At 60.5% G+C, this 18,718-nt stretch carries 16 protein-coding genes and 3 pseudogenes; 7 read left to right on the top strand and 12 right to left on the bottom strand.

Annotated elements, in window-relative coordinates:
• Positions 1-99: 99 nt before the first annotated feature.
• The 3 genes from AC1RZR_RS35990 (at position 100) to AC1RZR_RS35980 (ending at position 3,185) form a co-directional block, all read left to right on the top strand.
• Positions 100-1,506: a hypothetical protein gene (locus AC1RZR_RS35990; RefSeq protein WP_481829352.1), complete on the top strand. Its 1,407-nt coding sequence runs from the start codon at positions 100-102 to the stop codon at positions 1,504-1,506.
• Between the two features lie 77 nt (positions 1,507-1,583).
• Entirely contained in the window at positions 1,584-1,751 is a 168-nt protein-coding gene (locus tag AC1RZR_RS35985) for a hypothetical protein (RefSeq protein ID WP_155914955.1), read from the top strand.
• 3 nt (positions 1,752-1,754) lie between these two features.
• Positions 1,755-3,185, top strand: a complete 1,431-nt coding sequence (locus tag AC1RZR_RS35980) for a deoxyguanosinetriphosphate triphosphohydrolase family protein (RefSeq protein WP_481829351.1) — start codon at positions 1,755-1,757, stop codon at positions 3,183-3,185.
• A gap of 277 nt (positions 3,186-3,462) precedes the next feature.
• Here the strand turns inward: AC1RZR_RS35980 and AC1RZR_RS35975 are convergent, their stop codons facing one another.
• The 4 genes and pseudogenes from AC1RZR_RS35975 to AC1RZR_RS35960 all read right to left on the bottom strand — a co-directional run bounded on the left by AC1RZR_RS35975 (position 3,463) and on the right by AC1RZR_RS35960 (position 6,598).
• Positions 3,463-4,764 (bottom strand): Swt1 family HEPN domain-containing protein, encoded by a 1,302-nt coding sequence (locus tag AC1RZR_RS35975; RefSeq protein WP_481829350.1) that lies wholly within the window; start codon positions 4,762-4,764, stop codon positions 3,463-3,465.
• A 540-nt stretch (positions 4,765-5,304) separates the two neighbouring features.
• On the bottom strand, positions 5,305-5,535 hold the full coding sequence (locus tag AC1RZR_RS35970; protein ID WP_481829626.1) for an RES domain-containing protein: 231 nt from the start codon (positions 5,533-5,535) through the stop codon (positions 5,305-5,307).
• 161 nt (positions 5,536-5,696) lie between these two features.
• Positions 5,697-5,843: pseudogene (locus AC1RZR_RS35965) on the bottom strand (RES family NAD+ phosphorylase); the annotation flags it as partial.
• 71 nt (positions 5,844-5,914) lie between these two features.
• A complete protein-coding gene (locus AC1RZR_RS35960) occupies positions 5,915-6,598 on the bottom strand; it encodes an XRE family transcriptional regulator (RefSeq protein WP_481829611.1) in 684 nt (227 codons plus the stop codon).
• 173 nt (positions 6,599-6,771) lie between these two features.
• Between AC1RZR_RS35960 and AC1RZR_RS35955 the strand changes: the two are divergent.
• Positions 6,772-6,897, top strand: a pseudogene (locus AC1RZR_RS35955) (IS481 family transposase); the annotation flags it as partial.
• A 287-nt stretch (positions 6,898-7,184) separates the two neighbouring features.
• Positions 7,185-8,480, top strand: a complete 1,296-nt coding sequence (locus tag AC1RZR_RS35950; RefSeq protein WP_481829349.1) for a DUF5623 domain-containing protein — start codon at positions 7,185-7,187, stop codon at positions 8,478-8,480.
• A gap of 32 nt (positions 8,481-8,512) precedes the next feature.
• On the opposite strand, the gene scpB is transcribed toward AC1RZR_RS35950, so the two are convergent.
• From scpB to AC1RZR_RS35915, 7 genes and pseudogenes are all read right to left on the bottom strand, one after another.
• Complete coding sequence (gene scpB, locus AC1RZR_RS35945; RefSeq protein WP_481829348.1) at positions 8,513-9,196, bottom strand: SMC-Scp complex subunit ScpB; 684 nt, start codon at positions 9,194-9,196, stop codon at positions 8,513-8,515.
• A gap of 4 nt (positions 9,197-9,200) precedes the next feature.
• Positions 9,201-10,199 (bottom strand): DUF1403 family protein, encoded by a 999-nt coding sequence (locus AC1RZR_RS35940; protein ID WP_481829347.1) that lies wholly within the window; start codon positions 10,197-10,199, stop codon positions 9,201-9,203.
• Between the two features lie 757 nt (positions 10,200-10,956).
• Positions 10,957-11,226, bottom strand: a complete 270-nt coding sequence (locus tag AC1RZR_RS35935; protein ID WP_481829346.1) for a type II toxin-antitoxin system Phd/YefM family antitoxin — start codon at positions 11,224-11,226, stop codon at positions 10,957-10,959.
• 121 nt (positions 11,227-11,347) lie between these two features.
• Positions 11,348-12,553, bottom strand: a complete 1,206-nt coding sequence (repC, locus tag AC1RZR_RS35930; RefSeq protein WP_481829345.1) for a plasmid replication protein RepC — start codon at positions 12,551-12,553, stop codon at positions 11,348-11,350.
• Between the two features lie 155 nt (positions 12,554-12,708).
• Complete coding sequence (gene repB, locus AC1RZR_RS35925; protein ID WP_292860952.1) at positions 12,709-13,710, bottom strand: plasmid partitioning protein RepB; 1,002 nt, start codon at positions 13,708-13,710, stop codon at positions 12,709-12,711.
• 75 nt (positions 13,711-13,785) lie between these two features.
• Positions 13,786-14,991 (bottom strand): plasmid partitioning protein RepA, encoded by a 1,206-nt coding sequence (gene repA, locus AC1RZR_RS35920; RefSeq protein WP_481829344.1) that lies wholly within the window; start codon positions 14,989-14,991, stop codon positions 13,786-13,788.
• Positions 14,992-15,971: 980 nt separating this feature from the next.
• A pseudogene (locus AC1RZR_RS35915) lies at positions 15,972-16,471 on the bottom strand (site-specific integrase); the annotation flags it as partial.
• Positions 16,472-16,888: 417 nt separating this feature from the next.
• On the opposite strand from AC1RZR_RS35915, the gene AC1RZR_RS35910 reads away from it, so the two are divergent.
• Both AC1RZR_RS35910 and AC1RZR_RS35905 read left to right on the top strand, forming a co-directional pair.
• Positions 16,889-17,122, top strand: coding sequence for an AbrB/MazE/SpoVT family DNA-binding domain-containing protein (locus AC1RZR_RS35910; RefSeq protein ID WP_292860958.1), 234 nt, complete (start codon positions 16,889-16,891; stop codon positions 17,120-17,122).
• Positions 17,119-17,523 carry a type II toxin-antitoxin system VapC family toxin gene (locus AC1RZR_RS35905; protein ID WP_481829343.1) on the top strand — a complete coding sequence of 135 codons (405 nt, stop codon included), beginning with the start codon at positions 17,119-17,121 and terminating at the stop codon, positions 17,521-17,523. The genes AC1RZR_RS35910 and AC1RZR_RS35905 overlap by 4 nt, the downstream gene beginning before the upstream one ends.
• A gap of 50 nt (positions 17,524-17,573) precedes the next feature.
• On the opposite strand, the gene AC1RZR_RS35900 is transcribed toward AC1RZR_RS35905, so the two are convergent.
• On the bottom strand, positions 17,574-18,704 hold the full coding sequence (locus AC1RZR_RS35900) for a site-specific integrase (protein WP_481829342.1): 1,131 nt from the start codon (positions 18,702-18,704) through the stop codon (positions 17,574-17,576).
• Positions 18,705-18,718: the final 14 nt, after the last annotated feature.

Here is an 18,718-nt window from a genome sequence, read left to right as displayed (position 1 = left end):
CTGCGGTCGATTTGTCTCTTGCCAACGGAGTGTTTACCGTCCCAAGTGTAAAACCAATGAGCAGCGAGACCTGATGACCATGTTGGATCCCAAGCGCCGATGATCCATTCCGGAAACCTGTCTCACCTCGCCCCGCCTGACTTCCGCAAGGACGCCACGCTGGACCGACTGGCCGAGAGGTTCAACGTCGCCCAGTTCGTGAGCTTCTCGCCGTCGCCCTCGGGACCCCGGCAGGAATACTGCCGGCTGGCCGGATTGCCGGCCAACCACCAATTCGCCGCCGCCTCGGAAGCCGTGCAGGCGCTGTTCGAACGGAGCGGGGAAGGAACGGTCAACATTCGCACCTTCAGCGAAGCGTCTTCGCAGAGCCGCGAGTTCCTCTATGCGCTGCAGGACTCTGAGGCCGTTCTGACCGCCCTGGCCCGTTTCGCGGCGGAGGGAAGCTTCGCCATAGTTAATGAGACCATTGACGTGTCCGATGGCGGCGTCTCCGGCGTGATCCTCGATGATGTCGTGGAGTTCCGTCCCGACGCGACGCCCCGTGGCGTCGAGAGGGAAGGTTTTGCCTCCCTCCCCGCCCCGTGGGCCAACGCCGCCTTCCAAACCGTCTTTGGATTCGGGCCCGAGCTCGCCCATGGCGAGGCGGCCCGCCTCGAGTTCAGCCTCCACCCCGCACCGCGGGGTTACCGGCAGTCGCACGTTCTCTATTGGGAGTTTGGTCCCCACGAAACCCTGCCCGGCAATCGGGTGGACGTTCGGTGGCCCAACGATTTCTCCCGGATGATGGGCGACAAAGCGTTCGGCCTGCTCGTCGCGCACCTGGCTGGTTTTCCGGTTCCACGGAGCACGGTAATTGGCCGGCGCTTGGCCCCATTTGCTTTCGGCACGCCGACCGGGTCCAAGGAGATTTGGACCAGGACGTGTCCGGTGGAACAGGTACCGGGCAAGTTCACCACCTCGCGAGGATGGTTGGACCCCTTCTCCCTACTGTTGAGGGAAGATCCCGACGGCACCGCGATCGTATCCGTGCTGGCCCAGGAGGCCGTGCCGGCCGTATGGTCGGGCGCAGCGGTGCAGGGTGCGGACCGCATCCTCTATGTTGAAGGCGCCTGCGGCACCGGCGAGGATTTCATGCAGGGCACTACGCCGCCGATGGCCGTTCCGGATGTAGTGGTGGCGACCGTCCACGCCACGCACGCCCGCCTCGTCGCCGCGCTGGGCGACGTACGCTTCGAGTGGGCGTTCGACGGCGAGCAGGTCTGGGTGATGCAACTTCACCGCGGCGCTAGCCGTTCGGCCGGCTCGATCATCGTTCCGGGCGAGGCGGACGGATGGGTAGTATTCGACGTATCGGAGGGTCTCGAATCGTTGCGGCTGCGGGTACAGTCGCTTCCGACGGGGCACGGGCTCCTGCTGCGGGGGGAGGTCGGCCTGACGAGCCACATAGCCGACGTCGCACGAAAGGCCGGGGTACCTACGCGCATGATTCGGGCGGACGATGCATAGCCAAGGTCGTCGAAATAGAACATAATGAGAACATCCAGGGTCCAACCTTGGGTTGACAAACAAGCAGGAGAAATAGAATGGCAAACTTCCAGGCTGTCGTGCACGCAAGGCAGGAGGCGAAGCGGGAACTGAGCACTCTGCGGGAGACGGTACGGATCCTGGCCGAGCAGCGTGCGCAGGAGAAGAAGGCGCAGGATGATGCCAAAGATGGACAGCAACACGGCCACGTTAATCAGCCGGCCTAGACCATGTACACCGATGCGGACCGCAGCAGAGAAGTAGTCCCCGAGAAGGACGGCCACGACAAAAAGTGGCGCGACGAGTTCGGCCGAGATTACGGGCGGATAATCCATTCCGCAAGCTTCCGCCGGCAACAGGGCAAGACCCAGGTCTTCCCAAGCAGGGAGTCGGATTTCTTCCGCAACCGGCTCACCCACTCTCTGGAAGTGGCGCAGATCGCTCAGGGCATCGCCGAGCGCATCAACTACGACTACGACAAGGATCTCGGCGGCAAGATCGACCCAAGGCTTTGCGCGACCGCCGGGCTCGTGCACGACATCGGTCACCCGCCGTTCGGCCACAACGGCGAGAGCGCGCTCGATAAGGCAATGCAACGCTACGGCGGCTTCGAGGGGAACGCGCAGACCCTGCGAATCCTGACGCGCCTTGAGAAGAAGTTGCGGTACGCCGAACCTTTGGCGGGGGACGATAGGGCGGGGCTCAATCTCTGCCATCGGACCATCGCGGCCACTCTGAAGTACGACAACGAGATACCCGCCATCCGGAAGGCGGCGGACGGCTTTGTCAAAGGCTACTACGGCTCGGAGAAAATTATCGTCGACCGGGTCAAGGCATCGGTGCTCAACGGCTACGTCCTTGGTGCTGAGGAGAAGTTCTGCACGATCGAATGCAGCATCATGGATCTGGCGGACGACATCGCCTACTCGGTCTACGACCTCGAGGACTGCTTCAAAGTCGGGTTCCTGTCCCCTGCGGAGATGCTGGCGTCGGACGATGCCTTGCTCAGCGCGGTAGCGAAGCGGGCCTCGAAGCCGATGAAGCGGACGGTGACCATCAATGAGATACAGGCTGTCTTCATGGAGATATTCTCCGAGATAATAGAGCAGCCGGCGGAGGATGCGGATTCGCCGCTCGACGGCATGGTGATAGAAGACGACATCGCCCAACAAGCGAAACGCGACGAGAGCCTGCTAACATTCGCCGAGGCGTACCGCACCTCCAAGGTCATGAGCGAGGACGGCTACAAGAGGACAGAGTTCTCATCGGAGCTCGTACACCAGTTCATCTCGGGGGTCGAACTCAAAGCCCAAAAAGAGTGCCCATCGCTCAGCCAGATATACCTTCCGGAGAAGCTCATGCTCCGCAAGGAGGTGTTGAAGCAGTACACATTTGTGGCTGCGATCTATGCGCCGCGCGTGAAGCTTGGTGAATACCGGGGCTACGACCTCGTCACCGACATCTTCAAGGCCCTGATGGGAGACCGGGGTGACTTGTTGATGCCCGCCGACGTCCGGGGCCGCATTCGGAAAGCGCCTAATGTAAGCGTCAAAGCACGTGAGGTCTGCGACTTCGTCGCCGGCATGACGGACAGGTACGCGATGGAGTTCTGGGCGCGCCTTAACTCCGATGCAGCTGAGAGCATGTTTAAACCGATATAACTTGTGCTCCCTCGGTCTGCGCTGAGCCTGGTTCCCGCCTCAGAGTCAGCGCCGGTCCGAAGCGGTAAAAGAGGTCCGCACCTCCGACACCTATTCGATCCTCGACACCCAGAAGCAGTCGGTCGGGTATCGGCCCAAAGGCTGCCTGTCTGAAATGCGCCTCAGTTGTCGTCGTTCGGGTGACAAATCGCCCACCTCGGAACCGGTCGTACAATTGGGAGCGCCATCGTGACTCCTGCCCGCAAAACGCGGGGGCGGGGTTTTCCGCGTGGCTTGTCTAGCGATCGGACTCGGCCGCGAGCTTCCACGCGCCATCGTCCGCCATCTGCTCGGACAGCCGCTGCATCACGCAGATTACTTCGACGAGGCGCACGCCGTCGATCCGGCGCATGTGCATCGTCGGACGCCGGACGGCGATCGACTTCTGGATGTCATGGTCGAATTCAGTCTTCTCGACGAACACACAGCCGAACACGTCATCCCAGTTTTTCGTGCTCTGGATGATCCCTGACAGCTCACCCAGTTCGGTAAAATTGACCAATGGTGCAAACGCTTCACCGCGCGCCATCGCCACCTTGCGAATCTCCTTCGCCTTGCCGATCAGGTTCGACGCGCGCAGCTTGAACCAGTCCGGACCGAAGCGCTCTTCGAGCTTGCGCTCGACATAGGCGCGAAGTTCCTGCTCGAACCGCCCGACCAACGCATAGGCATCCTTGCTGGTGCCGCGCGACTGCACAGTCATCGATACTTCGCCAAGCGTCACGACCGCCACGGCATTGGCTTCCGAGCGAAGTCCGACGGTCAGCCCGCTCTCGATCATGATCTCGAGCGCCATGCCGGGCTGGGCGACAACCAACCCTTCATCGACTTCGGCCTCGCGATACATGCGCTTGCGCACACGCCCGTCGCGCCAGAAATTTTCTGGAAGATCGACGCTCGTACGCCACTCGCCGAAGAGCGAATGATAGGCGTCGATCTGCAAATGGCTGCGCCGGTCGAACACTTCGCCAATACCGGCGAGCGCCGACATCTTGAGCTGGGTCGCCGCGAAATCGGCTTCGAACCGGGCGGTCAGCCCGAGCATTGCGCTCATCGTGGCCTGATCGATCACAGCCGAACCGACGAAGTTCTTGGCGATCGCGTCGCGTATGTCGCCGACAGCCGTGCCAAGGCCCCCGCCGAGCAGTTTGGTGATATCGGGGGTGTCGAACCGGCCGAGCGTGCTCGCCCATTGCGAGGTCTTGGCGATGTCACCGAACGGCCCGGCAAGCGAGGCGAGCAGCGATTTCTGGACGGCACGCTGCTGCTCTTCGAACTGCTTGACCGTCGATCCGATGCCGCCGAATGGTCGCATTGCCTCTTCGAACGTCCGCTGCGCCCCGCTGACGGTGCTCGCCAACAACGGATCGATCTTGAGCGGCTGCACGCCCTGGATCGCCGCAATCACCTTGGGATCAATTGACGGCATGATTGCGCCGATCCAGGCGAGCTTGGCATGGTCGATTGCCAACGGCTGGATCGCATTGAGCTTCGCGGCCAGCGCGATGGACGGTTCGAGCATCTTGCGCATCGCTTCCATGCGCGCGTCTCGGCCGCTCCAAAGGCCGGGCCAAGCCCGAGCGCGACCTGCTGCGCAGGCGAATTGGCGTAATCGCGGGCCAGCTTTGCCGCAGGGGAAACGTAAAGCTCCCGCGCCATTTTGACCGACGGCGATTCCAGACACTCGCGGGCGAGGCGCTCGGTTGTGAGCTCGCGCGCGCCGCAAGCGATCTCTTCGGCAGCCGTTAGCGGCTCGCCTCGCGAGATTTTCGAGAGCTTGTCGCCGGGGAGCTTGCCGCTAGCACTGTCGTTGTCATCCATCGCTACCGCCTGTTCGCTCGCACTTCGATCGGCGGCCGCGCGCCGCTTTGTCTATATACAGTCGCACCCAGCTAGCGGCCAAGGCCAGCCATTCGACAACGGTCGAATCCTTGATGTGAATGGACGGCAGGTTTCGGCGATCCGGTGCTGACAGCCGCCGATCTGCGGCCCCTCACCGGTCGTTCCGTTGCCCCGGCTTAGTGGACGCTTCTGGCGCTACAGCCATCTTCGCCAAGCGATACGGATACGAGCTGCATCTTCACACCAACCCCACCTTGAAATCCTCCAGAACCTGAGCCAGCCCTCGCGCGCCGAGAAGGGTCATAACACGCTTCGCCTGAAGCTTCGGTACTGCGCCATCGTAAATGGCAAGGTTGGTCGCCTGGTTGAGGCGCGAGGGATAAATGATCCCGGCGGGGTCGGATGGGTGCTCGTGAAACACCAGTGACCACGCGGCGTGCCAGGTTCCGACGCTGTGCCCGAACGACATCGGTCGGCACACCCATCCGAACGGCATTGTCGCCTCTGAGGTCGACCAGGCGTAGGTCTGCCTTGGTCGTGATCTCCGCATAGCGCCGTCGGGTCAGACTCCACCTGCTCCACCGGAAGATCGTCAAGGATTCCTTCGCGGGGGTCGCGGAGCACGGTCTCGAGGAAGCACACCTTCAGCGAGTCACCGAGGTAAAGAACGCCAAACCGGTTGGCATCAAGACGGCGTCGAGGATCGCTGAACCGGCTCGGCGACTTCCCGTATCCCAACGCATCGGGATAGGTGCTCCAGTAGATCCGACCAAACATCCGACCAGCGGTATGGTCTCGATTCCGAGGTTTGAGCGCGCGAAATCGGGTGGAGGTGGAACGCCGCGCATTCAGTCGAAATCGCCCCGGGCCATGCCTTCCGCCGCGGCCAACACCAAGGCGTCATCGCCTTGTTGAAGGGCTCGAAGGCCGGTCCGCCCATCGAGGGCACCATGGCGCGACACGAGAAACCGATAGACGGCCCAGGCACTATTGCCCAACATGGCATGCAGCGCCGGCAATGCGCCGAAGGGACGACCGTCCTTGTCGAGCTGCCACACAGGAAAACGGAAACCGCGCTTGGCGCCCTCGATCCCGAGCACCTGCCCGCTCTGCCGCTTGGCATTGACCGTCACCCGCGACATGCCGAGCAGTTTGGCGAAGGCTTCAGCACTCAGCACGTCTTCACCGGCGACAATTTCGGCGACGCGCTTGTGGCCACGTTCGCGCGCCGCGGCAAGCGCCGCTTCAAGTTCAGGGTCTGGCTTGCCCGTGTTTTCGGCGGGAAACACATCCGAAGCGATCGGCTGTTCCTCGACCGGCGTGATCGTCTGCGCACCAACCGTAGGATCGACCTCTACCCGAAACGATACGCGATGGCCGATCTCGCGGCTGCGTACGATCGCTTCCTGATAACGTTCGAGCAACGCCTTCTTGAAATCGGCCTGTGCCGGCAGCTTAGTGGTGAAGCTCAGGGCAGCGACTCCCGCACGTGATGCGGTCCCACTATGATTGCTGCGTTTTGGAGCGGCCATGATCACGACCTCTTGCTGTCACCAATATGGCTACATAGCGCAAGTTCGTCAAGTTTGATAATTTCGTAAAGTTAGTTGAAAATGGCTGCGGACTTCTCTATTCGGCGTGTTGAAGTCAATGGCTTTCGAGCTTCCTCGGCCAATGGTGTTTTTGATGTCTTTCGCGAGGCCTTGCTGCCGAACTGCCAATCTGGTTGCACAGATACAATTGGCATCGTCCCCACAGCAGCTTAAAATCCAAACCACCTATCAGTCGCCTCCATCTAACCGAGGACAACCTGTTGAGGCTCCACACTTAGGCCAACTCTCGGTCATGCGAGCGGCACCCGCCCGATCAGCACGGCAAAGCTAACGTAACACTGCCCCCGTGACCTTCGACACTTTGCTCGATTGGGCAGTGGGCCAGAGACTTCTCACGAAAAGAAATCAATTGTATTCTACGATTCGGTGCTTCTGGCAGGAGCGCGCCGCCCGTCGTTGCGAAGCTGTTGACAGCACTGCCGATACTGACGCTCCCGTTCATGTCATGTTCGGGCTCGCGAGGTGGTTGACGGGCGACACTTCCCAACGAGCCAGGAGAACTGGCATGTCCAAGACTGATGTTCAGCCGTCCTCGATTGAGGGCATAAAGCGCCTTGCCAAGGCGATTTCAAAGCGAGATGCAATCTCGCACAGCGAAGCCCTCGACACGGCATCTCAAGTATCCGGCTTTGGCAATTTTCAGCATGCACGCCGATCGTTGGGCGATCGTCCAGCGGAAGCCAGCCTGGCGCGGAATGTGGTCTATATCTCCACCTTCTGGGAAGATGGCCAAACACGAACATCCGGCCGTGAGACGATCCGGGTATCCATTTCAAAGCCGCTTGATGACCTGATCAAGCCGTCTCAGTATCGATATGCTCACAAGCTCGGTCGTTTCCGGCGTCGTGCCTCAGACCATGTGGTCGATAGGTATCGACCAGACTCTGCGAGCGCGGCTTTGGACATCGCTTGCGGAGCTGCGAGGGTACTGCAGTTCATGGACATCACGGGCCTGCAGCCATCCAAGGCACACGTCGAACCCGGAGCGGAATATCTGGCCCGCCTGCCTGGACGTGATCATGGAAGTGCCTGGTACGATCCCGTCGCAAAACATCACGTTGGGGCCGACGAACCTTACGCGGGGAGTGCTGCGTCGAAAGAGCGTGACGCCTGGGCGCGGCGACACAACTGGTCGCTCGCAAGGCCGGAATGGGCGGGGATGTACTATCCGGGAAGCTGTGAACTTTACCTGTATGCCGATGCGTCGAAGGGATATTCGCTCGATGGGCTTCTCAAGGCGCTTTCCAAAGGCCCTTCACCGATCGTGCCCGCGAATTGTGACCGGGTCGCCATCGACGGTCATGCTCCTTTTGTGACTCCGGGAGAGAAGGCTGAGGCCGAGGCGAAGCTCGCGAGAAACGGCCAACGAAAAGCTACCCCGCAACGCGGCCCCACAACCACTGTCGATTACCGGCTGCCGCTCAGCGGCAAGCGGCGCCGGCGTCCGAAGGCGGCGATGCCTGTGGACGCGCATGCCAAGATAGGCACCCTGCTGAAAGGTGTGCTGACCGACACGCGAGCGCGCGCAGGCGTGTACAACCGCGTTGATGCTGTCCGAAGCGAGCTTGATGACTGGGTTCAATGTGAACACGATCGGGCGGCCATGCCCGATGCGGTGTTTTTCAACCTCTATTACGGAGAGAATTCCGCCGGAGGAACGTCAAAAGCTGGCGAACAACACATCGAGGACCTCCGCCTCGCACAGTCCATGCTGATGCAACACTATCCGGATTGTGCGCCGTTGAGGGACCTCGTGGGAAAAATCGATCTTGCCGTCATATCGCTCGAGAAGTTGCGGTGACGATGGCGGTCGTCCGGCCAGGCACAGGCGCTCTATTCGTCGGCGTCAATCTCACCGGGGGCGGAAAACCCCGGCATGATGTCGCCCGCCAGAAGCTTTTCCTTCGACAGCAGCCCCGCATCCTCGAGAGCCTCGAAGTCGGGAAGGTCGCGCAAGGTTTCAAGCCCGAATTCCAGCAGGAACTGTTTCGTCGTCACATAGGTATAGGGGGCGCCTGGCGTCGGGCTTCGCGGGCCGGAGGCGATCAGGCCGAAGGAGCGCAAATTGCCGATCAGGTCGCGGCTGATCTCCTTGCCGAAGAAGGACGACAGTTCGGCGCGCGTGATCGGCTGGAAGAATGCGATGCACATCAAGACCAGCACTTCGGATTGCGTGAGGTCGACGGCGCGTTCGCTGGAGCCGACGGCCGTACGGATGGCGTCGGCATAGGCCGGCCGCGTCAGGTGCTTCCAGCCGCCGGCGACCGCGACCAGATCGTAGGGCCGGCCGCGCAATTCTTCGCGAATGTCGTCGATCAGCAGGTCGATGCTGCAGGTCTTGCCGACGATGCGGGTAAGCACCTCGCGGCTGACCGGTTCGCTGGCGGCGAAGATGGTTGCTTCGACCCGGTTCATCCATTCGCGCCAACGTACTTCTGGCGGCAGGTGATCCAGTTCGCGGTCGAACAGGTGGTCATCTGATCGCTCCTTCGCCCTTCTCCCCCTCGCCTGCTCCATGGTCTCACAGCCCGTAGATGCGGAAGGTCGGACGGCCGGACAGCTCGCGCACGGCGCCAAGTTCGATCAGCCGGTCGAACAGGCGGCGCAGGCCGCGGTCGCTCATGCCGGCGATCTTTTCGGATGCGACGATCGCGTCGTCGGAGAGCAGCTTTTCGACGACGGTGTCCGCCCCTTTCGCCCGCAGTTTTGGGGCGACAGCCAGCAGGCGGTCGGCTCGGCGGCCGAGCTCGGCCGCAAGATCCATCGCCTGCAGCGCCGCCTGCGCATAAGCCGCCCAAATGCGTTGCCGGGACGCCTGCCCCGATTGCGGTTCGGCATGTGGTGACCGACGACCGCCCGCCACCGGGTGCAAGCCGGACAGGGGCACCGCATGCGCCCACCCTAGCCGGTCGGCCAGAACAGCGTCGGCAAGCCACGGTCCAAGCTCACGCGCGGCGCGACTGTCATGACGCTCGAGCACGGCGATCGCGTCGACCGCGCCAGCGACGGCATTACCGACCGCGCCAGCCTTCGCCTGGATTTCGTGACTGATTTGGCCGGCCGCCGCTTCGTCAAGCGCCCTTCCCAGATCCGCCGCGACACGGACCAACACCGCCTCGCTGACCAACGTCGCGACCGGACGCGATGCCAGCGTTCGCCAGGCAAGCAACATACGTCCTGCGGGTCCAACATCGTCGCCGGGACGGGTGAGCAGCAGCGCGTCGCGCAGCGCCGCCTCGTCCTCGACCCGGCCGGCGCGTTTCGCCGTTGCCGCCGCTGCCGCGAGTGCCAGGCGCTGCCGCCAGGCGCCGGCCCATCGCTCCTGCCGGCGCACCACCGCATCGAGGGCGGTCAGCGCCGCGGCCGCCGCAAACGCAGCGTCTTCAATCGAGTCCGGACCGGCCGCCGCGGCGCGCAGCCAGGTCGGCACGGGAGTGGCCAGCGCAGCCGGGGCTGCACTGGTGAGCGCCACAGGTGCATGGCGAAGCAGTTTCGGGCGGAGAATCATCGTCGACAGCATGAATCATCGCGGCGCTTCTGGCAACGAAAATGGCCTAAAGCCGCCGCGCCCGTCGACAGTTAAAAACGAACGATAAACCGTAGCCTTTCGTTTCGATCCTTGTAGAGGAGATGCTCTCTCTCGTCGATCAAAACCCGGAAATGCGCGTTGGGCAAGAGCAACCATACCGCGACGGCAACAAACACGCCGCCCCGCCTCAGAAGAGGCGGTGCTGCCGGATGATCTGTCCGCCATGCTGGGACGCCCGTGAGCTTCGATTCTTCCTTGCAAAATAGGAGTCGCACTCCACAATTGCTAGGATAATTGGGCGCCGCGCCACGACCGAACTTACGGAATCGCTGGCCGCCGTGGCGCTGCGCGGACCGCGTCAGGTTTGGCAAGACCACTCCTAGCGCTGGAAATAGCCGGAGGGCGTCCTTCCATCCGAATCCGACGCCGACCGCCTATCTCCAAATGTATCATTTCGACTGTCTCGACGTTGGCGCCGTCAAACCGATCCACGCTCAGTCCCCGTCAAGCCGCAAGCGCTGTTTGACCGCGGCCGGGATCTCGATGGCATCATGGGGATCGGACGGTGGTGTACGGGTGAGGAGGACGACGGGGCAGCCGTCCTCCTACATGGCGACCAGCGCCAGCACCAGGCATGGCCGGTCATTGTGTCGGCTTCCTTGCGCCCCTCGCGGTGTTGCCAATGCCAGAGATACGACTGGCGGAAGACGTAACCGACCTTGATTTCAGCCGGCAGCATTTTTTGCTGTCAGACCTTTGCCGGAAGAAGGTCGCCGTTGAGATGGTCAAGGCCCGGCTCCATTTCGACGGCTTCGACAGCGACGATCTCGTCGGCGCTGAGTTCCGCGGTCAGATCGACCCGGCGGTCGCGCTTCGACAGCCGGACAAAATCTTCGTAAGCCAGCAGCACGGTGCGAGGCCGGCCGTTCTCGGTGATGCTGACAGGGTCGCGAACCGCGGCATCCTGATAGGCGCCGAAGGTTTTCGAGACGGCGGTGACGGTGACGGTGGTGGTCATAGGCTGAACTCTTTTCATCCGGAAGACATAGGTTTTCCGGGCTTTCCACAGGTATCAGCCGGCCATCGTAATACGCGCTTGAGCTGGGCACAAAGCGATAAGCTGCGGGATTTGGCGATCATCATCCCGTCATCCTTGCTGTGGCGCCGTTGGCCTTCAGCGCCGCCATCAGCATCGGCCCGACCGAAAAAGTCCCTACCCTGGCCTTATCAGTCAGTGCCCGAAGATAGCCGCCGGCGGAATTGATGTGCTGAGCACGTTGCAGGATACAGGCGATCACCATCGCCGCAGTCTCCTGACCCATCGCATGGCAGGCTTCCTCATACGCTGACGGCGAAACACCCAGATATCCCCGCACCTGGGCGGCGGTTATCATGAGATCGCGCCAATTTCTGATCCCGTCGACGGCATAGTCCGCAATTTCGGGGCAGGCCTTCAGCACCATCCCCAGCGGGTATGTTTTCGGCGCCTCTGCGGTCCTCGTTCTGGGCTCGGTCGTCGCCCCGCTTTTCTCTAAAGCAGGTTCAAATTCAAAAGTAGAGTCGGTATTTGAATTAGATTGCTGCCGCTCGTTTTGGGAGTCATTGCCGCTCGGATTCGTGGAGTTCATATGAGATTCCAGCAGCTTATCCACGTCGTCATGCAATACGGCAAGATCGGCTACGATCGGTTCTAGCTCGGCAATGCAGGCTCGGCGCGGAATTGCCTCCACAATGCTGCGGAAGCGCTTCCACAAGCCTCCCCAGTCGCCCGGAACGTGCTCTTCAAGGGCGGCCTCGATGAGCTTGTGGATGTCACGGCGGTGCAAGGTGATCCGCTCGCGCATGAGCCTGAGCGCCCGGTTGTCGGCACGAACACGCTCCGCCGCCGCCTCAAACTCGTAAGCACGGACCAGCAAGGGTGCCAGGGAGAAGCCGAATGCTTCCTGGATCTCCCCTCCCCTCCCCTTCCTCGCATAACGCTTGCCGTTCGGGCTATCTCGACGGATGATCAACCCGCAGTCAACGAGAGCCGCCAGGTGTCGCCTGACCGTGGGCTCGGGCATTCCGTGCGCCCGGAGGGACAGCTGAGCGTTCGAGGGAAAGACGATGAGCCCGTTCTCCTCGCTCAACTCACTGTCCGGGAAAAATGAAAGCAACGCATTCAGAACGGCCAGAGCGCGATCGCCGATACCGACGATGCTCTTGCCTTCGCAGAGGTTGCGGTAGATCTGCCACTTGTCGACAACCCTGCCCTTAGGGATTTCACGTGTCTCGTTTTGCGCTGCCAGCATGGCAAGCGACATCGGCCGCCGCCCAAAGGGCGTCCTTGCAATACCCGTCTCCATTTCTTCCTTCGCCTTTAATTAGGCAAAAGAAATCCGTCCGCCGAATCGACGCTTAAAACGCTTGACACTGATTCGCGGAAATGAGATTCTCGGCTTGCTAAAGATCGAGAAGGGCTTCCACGGTTCGCCGTCGGGGGCCTTTTTCTTTTGCGGTTTTAGTCTCCCTTGGTTTCCTTTTCCTGCTTCCTGTAGGCCTCATAAAGACCGTCCAGTTGGCCTGCTATGAACTCAGCAAAATGGAGACCGTAAGCTGCCTCGACTATTATCGAAGCTTTCTTTGGTGTCCCTCTAATCGCAACGCTCAGTGATTTGTCGGGAGGAGCCCAGGCTTTGGGTGCGAGGGCAACCTTTGGCTTCTTGGGTGTCTTGGATGATTTCAGATGACTGAGGAGCAGGTTGAAGACTTCATCCTTCACCTGACCTGCTGCAAACTGCTCGGTTCGAACGTACTCGATCGCTTTGGTAGCATTGGTTGGAATCTGGACTAGTTTTTTGAGTTCTTCCCAACGATCCCTGCCAACACCCTTTGCGGCCCCAACGACACTCAGCACCGCTTCGGGAACTGTCTCAGCAACCGACAGCATACGAGATAGCAGCGTGTCATCGACCGTAAGAGCTGATTTGACAGTATCCTTCGTCATACCGCCCTCAATCAACTTCCTAGCGAACAACGACTTCTCGATAAACGACAGGTCGGCTCGAGCAGTATTTTCTTGGCCCTGTGCGATGACATGCTCAATGTCAGCCAAGCGCTTCACGACCGCTCGGACATTAATGCCGAGATCGCGGGCGACCTTTGCCCGTCGATGGCCAAATACAATCATGTAGCGGCCTGTATCATGGGGGTGCGGTCGCACAAGGATCGGTGTCGACTGGCCAGATGTACGAATGGCTTGTCTGAGCTGTAGGTATTCTGCGTCGTCCTCCCCTATACGATCAGCAATGAACGAACCATCGAGATCCTTGGGGTCAATCGCCACCACGGTTTCGCCATCGAGCATCCGCACCGAATTCTCGGCCAGTTCGTCCAGTGACTGCATCATCGAACGCGACGCGCCACGCTTGGCGTAGTCAGACCTAGCCTGTGACGCAGAATGCACTGGCTGTTCCCGTGTAAGTGACGCGGTTACGCTTGCCAGAAGGTCCTTTCTAGCCATTCTGTCCTCTCAGAGCCGCTCTCATCTTTTTGAAATTGCTCCCAAAACTGTCGTTCTGCACGGCTGTCAAAATGGTCACTTCCGCCCCCATGCCTTATGAATAAGTGACGTAATCTCGGAATTGACCGCGTTCAGACTTTCAACCGCCCGTTCATATGTTGATCGCGTGAATTGGCTTTTCTCGACCTCGTAAAGTGTCTGTTTCGTGATGCCAGCGTCTGAGATGGCCGTGGTCTTCACCATTTGGTTCTTGAGCATGCGCTTGTTGAAAAGAGCTTGCAGGAAACCAACCATCTGGGCCTGGGGACCATCAGTCGGCTCATATCGAGTCACGAGATAACGGAACCACTTCAGCTTCACCGCTGCCCCAGCCCCCTTGATGGACTGCAGGATCCCACCGAGCATGAGCAAAAACTGAGACATCGACATCACATCGAGCATCTGCGGGTGCACGGTAATAATCACCGACGTCGAAGCTGTCAGAGATGTGAGCGTTAGGTAACCGAGCTGCGGTGGGCAATCTATGACAATCACATCATAGCGATCGTCAACTTCCTTAAGCGCCGCAGAAATGCGTGTGAAGAACAAGCGCCCTTCTGGTGAATTCTTGTTAGAAGCGGCTAGTGGAGTGTCGTACTCATATTCCTGCAGTTCAAGATTGGCAGGTACGATGTCCAAACCCGGGAAATTGGTCAGCCGAATAATCTCCTTGATTGATTTCCTGTGCTCGTCGTATCGGAGCGCTTCATAAAGCGAGGGATTCTTGTCGAGTTCAGGTTGAATGCCATGCAGAGCTGACAGGGAAGCCTGCGGATCAAGGTCAATTGCGAGAACGCGGTGCCCTGTCAGAGCGAGATATTGAGCTAGATGGGCAGCTGTTGTTGTCTTGCCGGAGCCACCCTTGAAATTGACGACGGAGATGACTTGCAGCGTGTCACCTTGACGGCGGTGAGGAACATAGCGCTTGAAGTCCGAACGACCGTGTTTGTCGAGGTATTGACGCAACTCGAGCATCTGCCGAGCGGTGTATGAACGACGACCCGAACTGGAAACCTCAGGTGCGGGCCCCTTGCCTTCGAGATGCAGCTTTTTGATATGGTTCTGGGTGACGCCGAGAAAGTCCGCGACCTCGACCGACGAAAATTGCCGTAGTCCCTTCATCGCATTTGGGGGATACTGCTCAAGCCGCAGCATGTTCAATTTGTCCGAGATAAGCTCTCCCTGTTCGAGAATCTCCTCGTCGAAATCGAACTCCAAGCCGTGATCTGGCATCAAATTCATATTCGGCAACTTCCAGAATAACGCTTTTCTGACATGATTGTCATTGCAAGCGTGATTAATGCCCGATTCGGGCAATCCAGCAAGAAGTTTTTAGTTAACAGGAGGTTAACGGGCGTCCTCGCCTCGAAAGCATAATCTAAAATTGCATCTCCCGAGCTGTTGGGAACAGTCGTCATAAGCCCTACAAGGCAGTGCAAGCTTGACATAACATTCGGACGTCTACACCATTGAAATTGCGGCACAATTATCCAATTTGCACGGCTGTCAAGTTTTAAAGGCCAAAGGCACGCTGCCGGTTCCGACAGCGCTTCGATCTTATGCTGGACTTCAACATGGGCCTTTCCTCATCCGAAATTAGGTCGGCCAGTTAGGCAGTTGAGAGGGGTGACGACCAGGCCAAGTTCGCCTCCCGCTGAAATTCGGCCCTCAGGTCGTCCCATCACCGTTTCTATCTTGCACAGAGGGCCTAACCCCAACCCGTTCCGCCGAGGTGGGTTGCCAAGCCAAACATAGATCGATGAGTTCTGCTTTACAGAGCGGCGTCCGAAGGGCCACCAAGCTGGAAATTGCGCAGGCCGGCCAAAAGATCGCCGCCGCCGCCATCAGCCCCGTCATCCGAATGTATCGCCGACTTCATGCGTCCGTTCCAGAAGCGGTCTACAACGAGGGAGAAAGAGGCACAATTCGCATCATTGCGATTGCGTCCGCTCACCGTCGTTTCAACGACGGCCGCGTTCGTCGATCGGCGTCTTATGCCATATGCTGCAAGCTGGCATCGGAGCGCGGGGGCTGTGGTTATCTTGAGGCCTGGCCCATGGAGCATCTGATGAACCACGCCGACACTCCTCGGCGGGGTCCCGATGGCCGGGAGAACTTCTCTCAGAAAGGATTTCTACGAATAGCGCTTGACGGTCCGGACCAGGTTCGCTTCTCGGTCACGATGTTCGACCTTTGACGGCTTGAGCAACGTTATCGTTCCCAACCTCAGTCGAGGAGGCGAGGCTGGCGCGTAAAGCGAGTGCCCGCAGAATTTCATCTCTCGCTCGCCCTCCGCAATGTCGCCGCGCACCCCGGCCGGCAGGCTTTTGACCTGCGATTTCCTGATCGTTAGGCCGCTCGGCTCCCACCGCTTTGCCTTTTCTGGTGTCCCAGCGGAACAGGGGCCAATGCCGGCCAGGCTGAGCCAAGTCTGCAGGGCGATGACACGGCAGGCGGCGTCCGACGCACCGCAGCCAATCTCGACCTAGCGCGAGCCGGTTTTGCCGCGCAGGGTAACCAGCCCCCTTGTCCGGGAAGAAATCGGTCGAGCCGCGGCCATCCTGGGTTTGGTCGCGAGCAAGATCGAGGCCGACGATTTCGGAGCGTCGCAAGCCGCCGGCGAAGCACAAAAGCAGCATAGGTCGGTCGCGCAGGCCACGTAGCGTGCCACGGTCGACTGTCTCCGCACGGCGATTAGATCGTCGCGCAGGACGGCCTCCTTATTTCCCTACGCTGTGTGGCTAATGAAATTGGAGGCGGGTAGAGCAGTACCGGGCGCTTGGAGAGGGCACTCGGAACGGTCGCGGCGTTCGAATTTTGAGGTCATCTCGGCACTCGTGCGACCAAGCTGCTTCTGCACGTAACGCTCTTTGACCTCAGCCGACGCGTCAGGCCCGGTCGCAGTCAATGGGCTGCAACTCTTTTTCTCGACCACCCTCCGAGAGATCGCTCTGCGAGCGGGCGGCCAGAGCGGTGCGCTTGAACAGGCGGGCAACCCCCGGTCGCTCAGCGGACCGGGCATCCGCGCGACTTTGAGCAGGACCGTTTAGTAACCGGATGTGGCATTTCGCAGCCAGGATTGCAAATCGGCGTGTGTGGTAATACCTTTAGTCAATATGGTATTACGATGGGTGCAAGCATGACCACGACAGTCACAGCCAAGGGACAAGTGACGATCCCCAAACCGGTCCGCGACCTTCTCGGCATCGTTCCAGGCAGCCAAGTCGATTTCGTGCGCGCCGCCGATGGCAGCGTGGTACTCGCGCGCGCCGACAAGAAACGACCGGCGAGCCGGTTCGCCAAATTGCGTGGCCATGCCGGCAAGGGGCTTGATACCGACGCAATCATGGCGCTGACGCGTGGCGAAGCGTGACGCTCGTCGACACCAACATTCTGCTCGACCTTGTCACCGATGATCCGAAATGGGCCGACTGGTCGCTTGCCAAGCTGGAGGCCGCGAGCATCGCTGGCCCGCTGCTGATCAACGATGTTGTCTACGCAGAGCTTGCGGTTCGCTACAACCGCATCGAGGAACTGGATGCCTTCATCAAACAGGCGGCCCTGGAACTCGCCCCGATCCCGCGCAACGCCCTGTTTCTGGCGGGCAAGATCTTTACGCAATACCGCAAATCTGGCGGGGCGCGCACCGGCGTGCTGCCTGATTTCTTCATTGGCGCCCATGCCGCCGTGGGTGGTCTGCCGCTGTTGACCCGCGACGTCGGCCGCTACCGCACCTATTTCCCGTCTCTAAAGCTGATCGCGCCCGACGGCTGAGGTTCTCGTGGGCACAACTCTATCAAAGGGGCAGAGGTGAGGGCATGCGATCAAAGCCCGCTTGCCGTGGTGAGGTTGACCCGAAAACGGTCTCGCCGGCGTTGGTAACGGCGTGTCATCTCCGCCGAGGCGTGGCCAAGCTGCTTCTGCACATAACGCTCATCAACCTCGGCAGAGGAAGCCAGGCCGGCGCGCAGTGAATGTCCGGAAAACTTTTGGCCGCGCTCGCCCTCGGAAAGATCCCCGCGCACGCCGGCGGCCAATGCCGCGCGTTTGACCAGCCGCGCCACCTCCTGATCGTTGAGCCGCTCGGCTCCCACCGCTTTGCCTTGCCCGGTGACGCGGCGGAAGAGGGGGCCATGCGCGATGCGGGCCAGCTTCAACCAGGTCTGCAGGGCGACGACAGGGCAGGTGGCGTCGGACGAGCCGCGACCAATTTCGACCTCGCGCCAGCCGGTCTTGCCCCGCAGGGCAACCAGTACGCCCTTGTCCGGGAAAAATTCAATCCAGCCGCGACCGTCCTCGGTTTGATCGCGCGCAAGATCAAGGCCAACGATTTCGGAGCGCCGCAAGCCGCCGGCGAAGCCCAAGAGCAGCATGGCGCGGTCGCGCAGGCCACGCAGCGTACCACGGTCGAGCGTCTCCAGCATGGCGATGAGATCGTCGCGCAGAATGGCTTCCTTTTGTCGGGGAGGGGAAGCGTGGCTGTTGCGGATGCCGGCGAGCACGGTGGCGATATGCCGGTCCTTCCGGTCGAGCGGTTGACCGCGTTGCCTATAGTTCCAGGTCAGCGATGACAGGCGGCGCTCGATCGTCGCCACCGCCTTTTTGTCCCTTCCAGTGCCCGAAGCCTGCGCGGTGATATAGAGGCCGACGGTCTGCGGGTCCGGCCGCGATGGATCAAAAGACTGGCGCCGGCACCAGGCGCAAAAATGCTTCCAGTCGGCTGCGTAGGCGCGTCGGGTGTTCGCCGAACTTGCTGCCTCGACATAATCGCGCGCACGGTCGGCGAGCTTTTCGAGATGCGTAGGCAACGATGTCTGTCGCGGGTCAAGGACCGGCGGGGGAGGGGAGGGGCCTTCATCCGGCCGCCCCATCTCCATGACGACGTCGACAATGTCCGGCAGGTCATCGGCGTCGATTGCGTCGGTGGACACCATCAAATTACGGGCTTTGCCCATCCAGCCTCGTCCAT

The organism is Mesorhizobium bavaricum (assembly GCF_056781655.1).
This window is presented reverse-complemented; position numbering and strand designations above follow the sequence as displayed.